Source organism: Streptomyces sp. NPDC025833 (assembly GCF_055558055.1).
Genome location: NZ_JBVHNF010000041.1, coordinates 1 through 15861 on the forward strand (window position 1 = coordinate 1; position 15861 = coordinate 15861).

General features: G+C 76.3%; 3 protein-coding genes. All 3 read right to left on the reverse strand.

Annotation, left to right across the window (positions count from 1 at the left end; genetic code table 11):
* Window positions 1-4852, reverse strand: a 4852-nt coding sequence (locus ACZ4K2_RS36430) for an amino acid adenylation domain-containing protein (protein WP_467480843.1), incomplete at its 3' end; no start/stop codon positions are given.
* On the reverse strand, window positions 4849-12696 hold the full coding sequence (locus tag ACZ4K2_RS36435; RefSeq protein ID WP_467480845.1) for an amino acid adenylation domain-containing protein: 7848 nt from the start codon (window positions 12694-12696) through the stop codon (window positions 4849-4851). The genes ACZ4K2_RS36430 and ACZ4K2_RS36435, both read right to left, overlap by 4 nt.
* Window positions 12697-12698: 2 nt before the next feature.
* Window positions 12699-15861 (reverse strand): non-ribosomal peptide synthetase (locus tag ACZ4K2_RS36440; protein ID WP_467770014.1); only part of this gene is annotated, 3163 nt, incomplete at its 5' end.

Consider the following 15861-nt stretch of genomic DNA (forward strand, 5'->3'; position numbering starts at 1 on the left):
GCATGTAGGTGATGCGGTCGGCGGGGTAGTCCGGGTCGATGGGGAGGTAGGCGGCGCCTGCTTTGAGGACGGCGAGGACGGCGACGACCAGATCGGCCGACCGGGGCAGGGCGAGGGCGACGTACTGCTCGGGGCCGACTCCTTGGCCGATGAGGTGGTGTGCGAGCCGGTTGGCGCGGGTGTTCAGTTCCGCGTAGGTGAGGGTGACGTCTTCGTGCTGGACGGCGATGGCCTGCGGGGTCCGGGCCGTCTGGGCCTCGAACAGGTCGGGCAGGGTGGCGTCCGGGACGGTGTGTGCGGTGTCGTCCCGCTCCCCGAGCAACCGGTCGCGCTCGTCGTCGGACAGGATCTCCAGGCTGCTCAAGGGCTGGGACGGGTCCTCGGCGACCGCGCGCAGCAGGCGTTCCAGTCGCTCGGCGACCGCGACGGCGGTGTCCCGGTCGAAGAGGTCCGTCGCGAACTCGACCGAACCGCTCATACCGGCCGGCGCACCCGTGTCGTCGACCTGCTCCTCCAGGGCGAAGGACAGGTCGAACTTGGCCGACGCCGCCTCCAGCGGGTGCTCCCGCACGGTGAGCCCGGGCAGGTCGACGTCGACGTCACCGCTGTTCTGGAACGTCAGGATGACCTGGAAGAGCGGGTGGTGGGACAGCGAACGGGCCGGGGCGACGATCTCCACGAGCCGTTCGAACGGCAGGTCCTGGTGGGCGTAGGCGGCGAGGTCCGTCTCCCGCACCCGGCCGAGGAGTTCGGTGAAGGTGGGGTCGCCGGAGGTGTCGGTGCGCAGGACGAGGGTGTTGACGAAGAAGCCGACGAGATCGTCCAGCGCGGTGTCCGTGCGTCCCGCGACCGGCGTGCCGATGGGGATGTCGGTGCCCGCGCCGAGCCGAGTGAGCAGGGCGGCGATACCCGCCTGCACCACCATGAAGGCGCTCGACTGGTGGTCGCGTGCCAGGCGGGTCAGGCCCCGGTGGGTCTCGGCGTCGAGGGACAGCGGGACCGTCTCGCCGCGGTGGCTGGCCTCGGCCGGGCGCGGCCGGTCCGTCGGCAGTTCGAGCTGCTCCGGCAGCCCCGCCAGCGCCGTGCGCCAGTGCTCGATCTGCCGGGAGACGACGCTCTCCGGGTCGCTCTCCTCGCCGAGCACGCCCCGTTGCCACAGGGTGTAGTCGGCGTACTGCACCGGCAGCGGCTCCCACGCCGGGGCCCGGCCCGCGAGCCGGGCCGTGTAGGCCGCCGACAGGTCACCGACCAGCGGCGCCAGGGACGCGCCGTCGCTCACGATGTGGTGGGCGAGCAGCAGGACGAGGTGGTCGTCGGGGGCGGTGGTGAACACCACGGCGCGCAGCGGCAGATCACGCGTCAGGTCGAAGGTGTGGCCGACGGCCCGGGCCACCGCCGCGTCCAGGTCCGCCGGGGCGACGGCGAGGGCGTCCACGACGGGCCGGGCGGCCTCGCCGTCGAGGACGTGCTGGTACGGGGTGCCGTCCGCCTCGGGGAAGACGGTGCGCAGGCTCTCGTGCCGGGCGACCAGGTCCCCGACCGCCGCGCGCAGCGCCGGCACGTCCAGTTCGCCGGAGAGCCGCAGCGGCATCGGCACGTTGTAGGTGGCACTGGGGCCCTCCAACTGGTGCAGGAACCACAGGCGCCGCTGGGCGGCGGAGAGCGGGACCCGCTCGGGCCGCGGTACGGGCGTCAGGGCGGCGCGGGCCCGGGCGGCGCCGTCGAGGCGCCCGGCCAGCCGGGCGGCCGTGGGCGCCTCGAACAGGTCGCGGACGGCCGGCTCGACCCCGAGCACGGTCCGCACCCGGCTGATCAGGCGCATGGCGAGCAGGGAGTGCCCGCCCAGCGCGAAGAAGTCGTCGTCGGCGGCGACCCGTTCCACGCCGAGCACCTCGGCGAACAGGCCGCGCAGGATGTCCTCGCGGGGTCCGCGCGGGCCGCGTCCCGGCCGTGTCCCGGCCGTTGACGCGGCGGCCGGCGCGGGCAGTGCCCGCCGGTCCAGCTTGCCGTTCGGGGTGAGCGGCAGCTCGTCCAGCGGGACCCACGCCGACGGCACCATGTAGTCCGGCAGTGCCGTGGCCGCCCGGGCCGCCGGCCCCGCCGGGTCGGTGCCCGGGGCGGTCACGAGGTAGGCGACGAGGCGCCGGTCGCCGGGCCGGTCCTCGCGGACGACGACCGCCGCCGCCCGGACCGCCGGATCGGCGGCGAGGACGGCCTCGATCTCACCGGGCTCCACCCGGTAGCCGCGGATCTTGACCTGGTCGTCGGTGCGGCCGACGAACTCCAGCCGTCCGTCGGCGGCGCGCCGCACCAGGTCGCCCGTGCGGTACATGCGCTCGCCGGGCGCGCCGGACGGGCAGGCGACGAAGCGTTCCGCCGTCGGTCCGGGCCGGCCCGCGTAACCCCGGGCGAGCTGGGCGCCCGCGAGGTACAGCTCGCCGGTCACCCCGTCCGGGACCGGGCGCAGCGCGCCGTCCAGGACGAGGGCGCGGGTGTTCCACACCGGGCGGCCGACGGGCACCGCGGCCGTGTCGCGGGCCGGGTCGAAATGGTGGTGCGTGGCCTGCACGGTGCACTCGGTGGGGCCGTAGAGGTTGTGCACGGCGACGCCCCACGCGTCGGCGACGCGCCGCGCCAGCGCGGGCGGCAGCGGTTCGCCGCCCGCGAAGACGTGCCGCAGCGGCAGCCGCTCGCCCTCGTCGGCGGCGTCCGCCACGGCCGTCAGCAGCGCGGGCACGAACTGGGCGACGGTCACGCCGTGTTCGGTGAGGTACGCCAGGAGCTGCCGCGGGTCGCGCACGGTCCGGTCGGGGGCGACGCAGACCGTCGCCCCGGTGAGCAGCGGCAGCCAGGTCTCCCACACGGACGCGTCGAACGCGGGGGACGTCCGGGCCAGGACGGTGTCCTCGGGGCCGAGCGGGAACGCGTCGGCCATCCACGCCAGGTGGTGCACCAGCGCCCGGTGTTCGACGCGCACGCCCTTCGGGCGGCCCGTGGAGCCGGACGTGTAGATCGTGTAGACGGGGTGGGCGGGCAGCAGCGGGGCCGTGCGCTCGGTGTCGGCCGGGTTCCCGGCCGGCCGGCCGGCGAGCGCGGCACGGGTCTCCGGGGAGTCCAGCACCAGCCGCGGCACCGGGGTGCCGGCGGCCGCGCCGTCCGTCGCCACCGCCGTGACGACGAGGGCGGGCGCCGCGTCGGCGAGGACGAAGGCGATCCGGTCCGCCGGGTGAGCGGGGTCCAGCGGCAGGTAGCCGGCGCCGCTCTTCAGCACGGCGAGGACCGCGGCGACCAGCTCGGCCGAGCGGGGCAGCGCCAGCGCCACCAGCCGCTCCGGCCCCGCCCCCCGCTCGATCAGCAGCCGCGCGAGACGGTTCGCGCGGGCGTTCAGTTCCGCGTACGTCAGGGACCCGTCCTCGGAGACGACCGCCGTCGCGTCCGGCGTCCGGGCCGCCCGGTCCTCGAACAGGGCGACGAGGTGCGTGTCCGGGACCTCCCGGACGGGCCCCGCCACGCCCGGCCCGGCCTGTTCACCGGCCCCGGCCAGCGGCACCCGCCCCAGCGGGGTGTCCGGGAGCGTGACCATCGACTCCAGCAGCCGGGCCACCCGGTCCAGGACGGCGTCCGCGGTCGCCTCGCCGAACAGATCGGGACGGTGGTCGAGCCGCAGCGTCAGCCGGCCGCCGAGCTGGTCGGCCGCCAGGTTGAGGGCGTAGTGCGTGGCGTCCCGGCCGTCGACCTCGGTCAGCCGCAGCCCGGCGACGGGGGTGTCCCCGCCGTCCTCCCCGGCCGGGAAGTTCTCGAACACCATGGTGGTGTCGAACAGGTCGCCGGCGCCCGCCAGTTGCTGGATCCGGGCCAGCCCCAGGAACCGGTGCGGGAGCAGCTCGCTCTGCTCCTCCTGGAACCGCGCCAGGTTGCCGAGCAGCGGCCGTGCCGGGTCCAGCCGGGCCCGGACCGGGACGGTGTTGATGAACAGGCCGATCATCGCGTCCGAGCCGGGCAGGTCGGCCGGGCGCGTCGACACGGTCGTCCCGAAGACGACGTCGTCCCGCCCGGTCAGGTGGGACAGGACGGCCGCCCACGCGCCCTGCACCAGGGTGCTCATGGTCAGCCGCCGGGCGCGCGCCACCGCCGTCAGTTCCGCGGTCAGCTCCTCCGGCAGCTCCCGCTGGACGCGCCGCGGCAGCGCCGGCACCGGGCCGGCCGGGCCCGCCACCCGGGTCGGCTCCCCGGCCCCGTCCAGCGCCCGCCGCCACGCCCGTTCGGCGGCGGGCACGTCCTGCCGGGCCAGCCACGCCAGGTAGTCCCGGTAGGGGGTGACGGGGGGCAGCCCGGCGGGGCTGGCGTCCCGCCCGTACAGGGTGAACAGCTCGTCCAGCAGCAGCGGGGTCGACCAGCCGTCGACCAGGATGTGGTGGCAGGTCAGGACCAGGCCGTACCGGTCCGCGCCGAGCCGGGCCAGCGTCATCCGCAGCAGCGGCGGCCGGGCCAGGTCGAAGCGCTCGGCCCGGTCGGCCGCGCACAGCCGCTCCAGCGCGGCCTCCCGCGCCGCCCCGTCCCCGGCGCCGGTCAGGTCCGCCTCCCGCCAGGGCAGCTCCACCGCGCGGTGCACCACCTGGATCGAGCCGCCGTTGCGGCGGGTGCGGAAACCCGCCCGCAGGTTCGCGTGCCGGGCCAGCAGCGCCCCGGCCGACCTGCGCAGCAGTCCCGCGTCCACGGCGCCCTCGATCCGCAGGACCAGCTGGACGTGGTAGACGTCGGGCGCCTCCCGGTCGTACAGGGCGTGGAACAGGAACCCTTCCTGCAGCGGCGCGAGCGGCAGGACGTCCTCGAGTGCGGACTTCGTCTTCACGGCATTTCCAATTCGGCTTCGAGGTCGTCGATTTCGTCCTGGCTCAGCGAGACCAGGGAGAGGTCGGACGGCGTGTGGCCGCCCGCGTCCGGGGCCGCGGAGTGCTCCACCAGCGCGGTCAGCGCCGCGAACCAGCCCTCGGCGAGGTCCCGCACGTCCGGCTCGGCCAGCAGTCCGCCGGGCCAGTTCCAGGTGGCGGTGAGCCGGGGGCCGTCGGGGTGGTCCTCCGTGACCGCGTTGACGACCAGCGCGTGGGTCACCGGCATGCGCGGGTCGTGGCCCGCCGGTGTCTCCGCGTCGGCCGCCACGTCCCAGTCCCCGGCCGCGCCGTCCTCCGACGCCGCAATCCGGCCCAGGTAGTTGAAGCCGATCTGCGGCCCGGGGTGCCCCGCCAGCCGGGGCGCGGTGTCCGGGTTCAGGTGGCGCAGCAGCCCGAAGCCCATGCCGTTGTCCGGCAGCGCCCGCAACTGCTCCTTGATCAGCTTCACCACGCGGCTCAGCTCGGGGCCGCCCGCCAGCACGTCGTCCCAGTCGGGCCGGCCCGGGTCGAGCCGCACCGGGTACAGACTGGTGAACCAGCCCACCGTGCGGGCCAGGTCGGTGCCGGGGACGATCTCCTCGCGGCCGTGGCCCTCCAGGTCGACCAGGACCGGGCCCGCGGGCGTGCCCCGGCGCCGCCGCCAGGCGCCGACCGCCACCGCCAGGCCGCTCAGCAGCACGTCGTTGACCTTGGCGTGGAAGACGCCCGGCACGGACGTCAGCAGCGGGTGCGTGGCCGCGGCCGGCAGGGTCAGGGTGAGCGACCGGACACCGGCGCCGAGGTCCCGCGCCGGGTCCAGCGGACGCGCCCCGAGGAGCGGCTCCGGGGTGCCGAGGACGTCCGTCCACAGCTCCAGTTCGGCGACCCGCTCGGGGGAGCGCGCCGCCTCCTCCAGGTGCCGCGCCCACCGCCGCAGCGAGGTACCGGTGGGCTCCAGCCTCACCGGCGCGCCGGCGCGCACCGCGTGCCAGGCGGCGACCAGGTCCGGCAGCAGGATCCGCCAGGACACCCCGTCGACGACGAGGTGGTGCAGCACCAGCAGCAGCCGCCCCGGCACCCCCGGGCCCGCGTCGAACCAGACGGCCTGCACCATGGCGGCGTCGCCCGGCGCCAGCCGGTCCCGGGCGCGGGCGCCCTCCCGTGCCATCAGCGCGTCCAGCGCGGGCCCGGCCAGCCCCCGGGCGTCGGCCCGCCGCACGTGGTCCGCGGCGGCGATCTTGCCCGCGGGCAGCACCTCCGCCTCCCACACCGGCGCCCCGGACCCCTCCGCGGGCGGTACGGCCGTCACCTTCAGGCGCAGCGCGTCGTGGTGGTCGAGCAGCGCCTGCACCGCCCCGGTCAGGCCGGGCAGATCGAGGTCCGCGGGCGTCCGGAGCACCAGCGACTGGTTGAACCCGTCGACGGGCGCGTCCAGTTCCCGCAGCCAGTGCATGATCGGGGTCGGGGGCAGCGGGCCGACGGCGTCCGCGGTGTCCGCGGCGTCCTCGGCGGCGACCGCGTCCGGCACCCGCGCGGCGTGCGCGGCCAGCGCCTCCACCGTCTGGTGCCGGAACACGTCCCGCGCGGTGAGGGCCAGGCCGTGCGCCCGGGCCCGGGAGATCAGCTGGATGGACAGGATGCTGTCACCGCCCAGCTCGAAGAAGCTGCTGCCGACGCCGACCCGGGGCAGGCCCAGCACCTCCTCGAAGACCCGGCACAGCGCCTCCTCGCGGGGCGTGCGCGGCGGCGCCACCTCCGCCTCGGCGGTGAAGTCCGGGACCGGCAGGGCCGCCGTGTCCAGCTTGCTGTTCGCCGTCAGCGGCAGCGCCGCCAGCACCGCGAACGCGGCCGGCACCATGTAGTCCGGCAGCCGCCCCGCCGCGTGCGCCCGCAGACCGGCGGCGTCCGGGGCGGCGCCGTCGGCCGGCACCACGTAGGCCACCACCCGCTTGTCGCCGGGCCGGTCCTCCCGGACCACCACCGCCGCCTGCGCCACCGCCGGGTGCGCGGCGAGCGCGTTCTCGATCTCGCCCGGCTCGATCCGGAAGCCGCGCACCTTCACCTGCCGGTCCACCCGGCCGAGGAACTCCAGCTCGCCGTCGGCCCGCCACTTCACCAGGTCGCCGGTGCGGTACATGCGGGTGCCCGGTGCGCCGTACGGGTCGGCGACGAACCGCTCCGCGGTCAGCGCGGGCCGCGCCAGATAGCCGCGGGCGAGCTGCGCCCCGGCGACGTACAGCTCGCCGGGCACGCCCGCCGGGACCGGGCGCAGCCCCTCGTCCAGCACGTACACCCGGCAGTCGCGGACCGGGCGGCCGATCGGCGGGGCCACCGGCTCGGACAGGACGCCGCTGGACGTCACCCACACCGTCGCCTCGGTCGGCCCGTAGCCGTTGAACATGCGGCGGCCCGGCGCCCACCGCGCCACCACCTCGCCGGTGAAGGAGTCGCCGCCGACGGCCAGCGACCGCAGCTCGGGCAGCGCCGTCTCCGGCATGCTCGCCAGCGCCGCCGCCGCGATCGGCATGTGGTTGATCCGCAGCTCCCGCAGGGCGTCCGCGAGCGCCTCCCCGGCGAACGGCCCGCCCGACGGGATCACCAGGCACGCCCCGGACAGCAGGGCCAGCCACATCTCCAGCACCGACGCGTCGAAACTGGGCGACGCGAACTGCGAGACCCGGTCGCCCGCGGCGACCCCGCAGCGCTCGATCTTGTCCGCGGCGAAGCCCGCCATGCCGGTGTGCTCCACCACCACGCCCTTGGGCCGGCCCGTCGACCCGGACGTGTAGATGACGTACGCCGGGTGCCCGGGCAGCAGCGCCGAGGTGCGGTCGGCGTCCGACGGGTCGTGCTCCGGGCCGTCCGCGCCGGCCGGCCCGGCCACACGCAGCACCGGCACCCCCGCGGGCGGGAGCCGCCCGGCGGTGGCCTCGTCCGTGACCACCAGCGCGGGCCGGGCGTCGTCGAGCATGTACGCCACCCGGTCCGCGGGGTAGCCGGGGTCGACGGGCAGGTAGGCGGCGCCCGCCTTGAGGACCGCCAGCACGGCGACCACCAGGTCGGCGGAGCGCGGCAACGCCAGGGCGACGACCCGCTCCGGCCCCGCCCCGTGCCCGATCAGGCGGTGCGCGAGCCGGTTGGCCCGCCGGTTCAGCTCCGCGTACGTCAGCACCAGTCCGTCGTGCTCCACGGCCGGCGCCTCGGGGTGGCGGGCCGCGCACGCCTGGAACAGCTCCGGCAGTGTCGCCGCCGGGGTGCCGCGGCCGGTGGCGTTCCACTCCACGAGCAGCCGCTCCCGCTCCCGCGCGGACAGCACGTCGAGCGCGCCGAGCCGCCGGCCGGCGTCCGCCGCCGCGGAGCGCAGCAGCCGCTCCAGGCGGGCCGCCAGCTCCCGGGCGGTGGCCGGGTCGAAGAGGTCCGTGGCGAACTCGACGGTGCCGGTGAGACCGGCGGGCGCCCGGTCCCCGGTGTGCAGCTCCTCCATGTTGAACGCCAGGTCCATCCGGGCGGTCCCGGTGTCGGCCTCGTCCAGGGCGACCGTGAGCCCGGGGAGCCGGACGGTCGCCTCCTCGGTGTTCTGGAGGATCAGCATCACCTGGAACAGCGGGTGGTGCGCCGTCGAGCGGACCGGGTTGACGACCTCCACCAGCCGCTCGAAGGGCACGTCCTGGTGGGCGTAGGCCGACAGGTCGGTCTCCCGGACCCGGGCGAGCAGCTCGGCGAAGGTCGGATCGCCGGAGGTGTCGGTGCGCAGCACCAGCGTGTTCACGAAGAACCCGACGAGCCGGTCCAGCGCCTCGTCGGCCCGGCCCGCGACCGGGGTGCCGACCGGGATGTCCGTGCCCGCGCCGAGCCGGGTCAGCAGGGCCGCGAGGCCGGCCTGGAGGACCATGAACACGCTGCACCGGTGCTCCCGCGCCAACCGCACCACCGCGGCGTGCAGCCCGGCGTCCCAGGCGAAGCCGATCCGGTCTCCGCGGTGCCCGGCGACGGCCGGTCGCGGCCGGTCGGCGGGCAGCTCCAGCTGGTCGGGGATGCCCGCCAGCGCCGCCCGCCAGTGGGCGATCTGACCCGACAGCAGGCTGTGCGGATCGGCCTCGTCGCCGAGCGCCTCCCGCTGCCACAGCGTGTAGTCCGCGTACTGCGCGGGCAGCGCCTCCCACTCCGGAGCCCGTCCCGCCCGCCGGGCCGTGTAGGCCGCCGCCAGGTCGTCGGCGAGCGGCGCCAGGGACGCGCCGTCGCAGGCGATGTGGTGGGCCAGCACGAGCAGGGCGTGCTCGCCCGGCGCCGTCTCGAACAGCACGCTGCGCAGCGGCGGCTCCGCCGTCAGGTCGAAGGCGTACCGCGCGGCCCCGGCCACCCGCTCCTCCAGGTCCCCCGGAGCGCACCGGACCACCTCGAACACCGGGCGCGCCGCGTCCCCGTCCAGCACCGCCTGGTACGGCGTCCCGTCCCGCTGCGGGAACACGGTGCGCAGGCTCTCGTGCCGGGCGACCAGGTCGGCGAGCGCGGCGTGCAGCGCGGCCACGTCCAACTCGCCCGACAGCCGCAGCACCAGCGGCATGTTGTACGTCGGGCTCGGCCCCTCCAACTGGTGCAGGAACCACAGCCGCCGCTGCGCGGACGACAGCGGGACCAGCTCCGGCCGCCGCACCGGCCGCAGCGGTGCCCTGCGCGCCGCGCCCGCCCCGTCCAGCCGTCCGGCCAGCGCCGCCGGCGTGGGCGCCTCGAACAGGTCCCGCAGCGCCAGTTCCGCGCCGAGCGCGGTGCGGACCCGGCTGGTCAGCCGGGTGGCGAGCAGCGAGTGGCCGCCCAGCCGGAAGAAGTCGTCGTGGACGCCGACCTCGCCGAGCCCCAGCACCTCGGCGAACAGCCCGCACAGCAGCTCCTCGCGGGGGCCGCGCGGACGCTGCGCCCCGGTGGCCCGCTCGGCGGCGGGCGCGGGCAGCGCGGCGCGGTCCAGCTTGCCGTTCGGGGTCAGCGGGAAGGCGTCCAGCAGCACGAACGCGGACGGCACCATGTACTCCGGCAGGGTCCGCGCCAGCCATGGCCGCAGCTCGTCCGGCGCCGGCCGCTCCTCGCCCGCACGGGGCACCGCGTACGCCACGAGCCGCTGGTCGCCGGGCCGGTCCTCGCGGACCGTCACCACGGCCTGGCCGATCCCGGGGTGGCCCAGCAGCGCGGCTTCGATCTCGCCCAGCTCGATGCGGAAGCCGCGCACCTTCACCTGGTGGTCGACGCGGCCGACGAACTCGAGCTGCCCGTCGGCCCGCCACTTCACCAGGTCGCCGGTGCGGTACATGCGGGTGCCCGGCGCGCCGTACGGGTCGGCGACGAACCGCCCGGCCGTCAGGTCCGGCCGCCCCCGGTAGCCGCGCGCCACGCCCTCGCCGGCGATGTACAGCTCGCCCGGCACGCCCGCGGGCACCGGACGCAGCGCCGCGTCCAGCACGTACACCCGGGTGTTGGCGACCGGCCGGCCGATCGGCGGGGTGCCGTCCGCGCCCACCGCGGCGGACGCCGACCAGATGGTGGTCTCCGTCGGCCCGTACAGGTTGGTGACACCGGCCGCCGCCCCGGCCAGCCGGTGTGCCAGCGGTGCGGGCAGCGCCTCGCCGCCGACCAGGACCCGCAGCCCGCGCACCGCCTGCGGGTCCTCCTCGACCAGGGCGCGCCACAGCGACGGGGTGGCCTGCATGACGGTCGCCCCGGACGCGCGGACCAGACCGGCGAGCAGCCGGGTGTCCCGGACCTCGGCCGCGGTGGCCAGCACCACCGTCGCGCCGGACACCAGCGGCAGGTACAGCTCCAGGCCGGCGATGTCGAAGGCGACGGTGGTCACCGCGAGCAGCCGGTCCCCGGCGGCGAGCCCGGCGCACCGGTCCATCGCCGTGAGGAAGTTGGCCAGGTTCCCGGCGGTGACGACGACGCCCTTGGGGCGGCCGGTCGAACCGGACGTGTAGATGACGTACGCGGGACTCGCCGCCGAGGCCCCCGCCGGGCACTCGGCCTCCGTGAGGTCGGTGCCGGACAGCCCGTCCGGCACCGCCCGGCCGTCCTCCTCGCCGGCCAGGAGCAGCCGGCCGGCGTCGACCGGCAGCCGCTCGGCGAGCCCGGCCGAGGTGACCACGCAGACGGGGGCCGCGTCGTCCAGCACGTACGCGATCCGGTCGGCGGGGTACTCCGGGTCCAGCGGCAGGTAGGCCGCGCCGGTCTTGGCCACGGCCAGCAGCGCCACCGGCAGCTCCGGACCGCGCGGCAGCGCCACCGCGACGTACCGCTCCGGCCCGACGCCCCGGGCCAGCAGCCGCCGGGCCAGGCGGTTGGCCCGCGCGTTCAGCTCCCCGTACGACAGCCGTACGTCACCGCAGACCACCGCCTCCGCCTCGGGCGTGGCGGCGGCCCGCGCCTCGAACAGCCGGGGCAGCGTCTCGGCGGGCACCTCGCACGCGGTGTCGTTCCAGGTGACGAGCTGCCGCCGCCGCTCCTCGGCGGACAGCACCGCGAGCTCCCCGACCGGCCGCGCCGGGTCCGCGACGGCCGCGCGCAGCAGCCGCTCCAGCCGCGTGGCGAGCGCGGTCACCGTCTCCGGGTCGAACAGCTCTGCGGCGAACTCCACGTCGACGGCGATGCCCTCGCAGCGGCCCCCGACCCCGAACCGCTCCTCCAGTTCGAAGGACAGGTCGAACTTGGACACCCCGGTGCCGACGCCGTCCAGCTCGGTCCGCAGCCCCGGCAGCTCCAGGTCCGCCCCGGCGTTGTTCTGGAGCACCAGCAGGACCTGGAACAGCGGGTGGCGGGCCATCGACCGGATCGGGTTGACGATCTCCACGAGCCGTTCGAAGGGCACGTCCTGGTGGGCGTAGGCGGCGAGGTCCGTCTCCCGCACCCGCTCCAGCAGCTCGGTGAAGGACGGGTCGCCGGAGGTGTCGGTGCGCAGCACCAGCGTGTTGACGAAGAACCCGACGAGGTCGTCCAGCGCGTCGTCGGTGCGGCCCGCGACCGGGGTGCCGATCGGGATGTCGGTGCCCGCGCCGAGCCGGGTCAGCAGCGCCGCCAGGGCGGCCTGGAGCACCATGAACACGCTCGACCGGTGCTCCCGCGCCAGCCGGGTGACCCCCTCGTGCAGCTCCGCGTCCCAGAGCACGCCGACCGCGTCGCCCCGGTACCCGGCGACGGCCGGCCGGGGCCGGTCGGCGGGCAGTTCGAGCTGGTCCGGCAGTCCCGCCAGCCGCTCGCGCCAGTAGGCGACCTGCTCGCTGATCAGGCTGTCCGGGTCGTCCTCCTCGCCGAGCACCTCCCGCTGCCACAGCGTGTAGTCGGCGTACTGCACCGGCAGCGGCTCCCACCGGGGGGCGCCGCCCCGGCTGCGGGCCGCGTACGCCACCGACAGGTCCCGCGTCAGCGGCGCGAGCGAACCGCCGTCGGCCGCCACGTGGTGCACGAGCAGCAGCAGCACGTGCTCGCTCGGCGCCAGTTCGAACAGCCAGGTGCGGACCGGCACCTGGGCCGTCAGGTCGAAGGCGTGCCGGGCCGCCGCCGCGAGCAGCCCGTCGAGCCGCTCCCGGTCGGTGCGCACCAGCTCGACCTCGGACCGGGCCTCGTCGGCCGGCAGGATCCGCTGGTACGGCGTGCCGTCCTGCTCCGGGAACACCGTCCGCAGGCTCTCGTGCCGCTCCATCACGTCACGGACGGCGCCGCGCAGGGCCTCGACGTCCAGTTCCCCGGTCAGCCGCAGCCGCAGGGGCAGGTTGTAGGTGGCGCTGGGACCCTCGAACTGCTGAAGGAACCACAGGCGCCGCTGGGCGAACGACAGCGGAATCATGCTCACTCCCCCGACCTCGGCATCGGCCGCAGGGCCGGCCGGACTCTCTTCTTCCTCGCACCGGTGACGTGCGCGTCCAGCGCGGCCACCGTGGGTGCCTCGAACACGGCGCGGATGGGCAGTTCGACGCCCAGCTCCGCGCGGACCTGGTTGACCAGCTTCGTCGCCAGCAGGGAGTGCCCGCCGAGGTCGAAGAAGCTGTCGTCGATGCCGACCCGGGGCAGCCCCAGCACCTTCGCGAAGATCGCGCACAGGCTCTCCTCGCCGGGGTTCCTCGGCTGCCGGGACGACACCGCGGCCGCGGCGTCCGGAACCGGCAGCGCGCGCCGGTCCAGCTTCCCGTTCGGCGTCAGCGGCAGCGCCGCCAGCACGACGAACGCGGACGGCACCATGTGGTCGGGCAGCCTGCCCGCCGCGTGCGCCCGCAGGTCGGCGGCGTCCGGGGCGGCGCCGTCGGCCGGCACCACGTAGGCCACCAGCCGCTGGTCGCCGGGCCGGTCCTCGCGCACCACGACCACCGCGGCGCGCACGTCCGCACGGGCCGCCAGCACACCGCTGATCTCGCCGGGCTCGATCCGGAATCCGCGCAGCTTGACCTGGTCGTCGGCGCGGCCCAGGTACTCCAGCTCCCCGTCCCCGCGCCACCGGGCCAGGTCGCCCGTGCGGTACATGCGGGTCCCGGCGGGACCGAACGGGTCGGCGGTGAACCGCTGCGCCGTCAGCCCCGGCCGGTCCAGGTAGCCGCGGGCGAGCTGGGCGCCCGCCACGTACAGCTCGCCCGGCACCCCGGCCGGGACCGGCCGCAGCCGCTCGTCCAGCACGTACACCCGGGCGTTCCAGATCGGCCGGCCCACCGGGGCCGTCCCCGGCCAGCCGGCGGCCTCGCCGGGGAAGGTGTACGAGGTGGCCGCGTGCGTCTCGGTGGGCCCGTAGTGGTTGTGCAGGCGGCGCGGGTGCCGCCCGGCCAGCGCGCGCAGCGCCTCGCCGAGCACCAGCGCCTCACCGGCCTGCGCGATGTCGGTCAGCTCCGGCAGGTCCAGGCCCTGCGCCACCGCCTCCTCGCTCACCGCCCCGATGACCAGGTTCGGCGCGTACAGCTCGTTCACCCGCCGCTCGGCCAGCCAGCGCGCGAACGCCGCCGGGTCCCGGCGCACGTCGTCGTCGGGCACGACCAGGGTGCTGCCGTGCAGCAGCGCCGACAGGATCTCCTGCACCGACACGTCGAAGCTGACGGCCGTGAACTGCGCGACCCGGCGCCCCACCCCGCCCGGGACGGACCCGCGGTGCCAGGACAGCAGGTTCACCAGCGCCCCGCCCGGCATGACGACGCCCTTGGGCCGGCCGGTGGACCCGGAGGTGTAGATGACGTACGCAGGGTGGGCCGGCCGCAGCGCGGTGACCCGGTCGGCGTCCGTGGGCGCGCGGTCCGGCCGCCCGCGCAGGGCGGCGGCGGTCCCGGGCTCGTCGAGGAGCAGCCGCGGCACGGCCCCGGTGTCCGGCAGCACCGCCGCCGTCCGGGCGTCGGTCAGCAGGCACGCGGGCGCCGCGTCGTCCAGCATGTACGCCACCCGGTCCGCCGGGTAGCCCGGGTCGACCGGCAGGTAGGCGGCGCCCGCCTTCAGGACGGCGACGACCGCGACGACCAGCTCCGCCGAGCGGGGCAGCCCGATCGCGACGCACCGCTCCGGGCCGACGCCCCGCGCGATCAGCTCGTGCGCCAGCCGGTTGGCCCGCGCGTCGAGGTCGCGGTAGGTCAGCGCGACCGTGCCGTCCTCGACGGCGACGGCGTCCGGCGTGCGGGCGGCCTGCGCCGCGAGCAGCTCGGGCAGCGGCTCCCGCGGCACGTCCCGGGCGGTGTCGTTCCACTCCGTGAGGACCCGCGACCGCTCCCGCGGCGAGAGCAGGTCCGCCTCGCCGACCGGCCGGGACGGGTCGGCCACCACCGACCGCAGCAGCCGCTCCCAGCGGGCCGCCAGCTCCCGCGCGGTGGACCGGTCGAACAGGTCGGTGGCGAACTCCAGCGCACCCGAGATCCCGGCCGGCCGGCCGTCCTCGCCGTGCCGCTCACCCATGTGGAAGGTCAGGTCGAACTTGGCCGCGAAGGCGTCGAACTCGGCGTCGGAGACGGCCAGCCCCTCCATCGCGAAGTCGCCCTCGACCTTGTTCGCCAGCACCAGCATCACCTGGAAGAGCGGGTGGTGGGAGAGCGACCGGGTGGGGTTGACGATCTCCACGAGCCGCTCGAAGGGCACGTCCTGGTGGGCGTAGGCGGCGAGGTCCGTCTCCCGCACCCGGCCGAGGAGTTCGGTGAAGGTGGGGTCGCCGGAGGTGTCGGTGCGCAGGACGAGGGTGTTGACGAAGAACCCGACGAGGTCGTCCAGCGCGGTGTCCGTGCGTCCCGCGACCGGCGTGCCGATCGGGATGTCGGTGCCCGCGCCGAGCCGGGTCAGCAGGGCCGACAGCGCGGCGTGCAGCACCATGAACACGGTGACCTGGTGCTCCCGGGCCAGCCGCGCGATCCCCTCGTGCAGCTCGGCGTCCCAGGCGAAGTCGACGTCCTCGCCCCGGTAGCCCGCCACCGCCGGCCGGGGCCGGTCGGTGGGGAGCTGGAGCTGTTCGGGCAGGCCGGCCAGGGTGGTGCGCCAGTGCTCGATCTGCCGGGAGATGACACTCTCGGGGTCGCTCTCCTCGCCGAGCACCTCGCGCTGCCACAGCGTGTAGTCGGCGTACTGCACCGGCAGCGGCTCCCACTGCGGGGCCCGGCCCGCGCGGCGCGCCGCGTAGGCCACCGACAGGTCCTGGGCCAGCGGGTCGGTGGACCAGCCGTCGCTCGCGATGTGATGGGCGAGCAGCAGCAGCACGTGCTCGTCCGGGCCGAGGACGAACAGCGTCACCCGCAGCGGGATCTCCGTCGCCGGCTCGAAGGCGTGGCCGACCGCCCGGGTCAGCGCCGCGTCCAGCGCCGTCGCGTCCAGCTCCACCACCTCGACCACGGGCCGCGCGTCGGCGCTGTCCAGGACGTGCTGGTACGGGGTGCCGTCGTGCTCGGGGAAGACGGTGCGCAGGCTCTCGTGCCGTGCCACCAGGTCGCCGAGTGCCCCGCGCAGTGCGGTGAGGTCGAGTTCGCCCGTCAGGCGCAGCGCCATCGGCACGTTGTACGTCGCG

Bases quoted from the DNA above. Each gene is read 5' to 3' on its own strand.
- ACZ4K2_RS36435 (WP_467480845.1), bottom strand. From the start codon at position 12,696: ATGATTCCGCTGTCGTTCGCCCAGCGGCGCCTGTGGTTCCTTCAGCAG.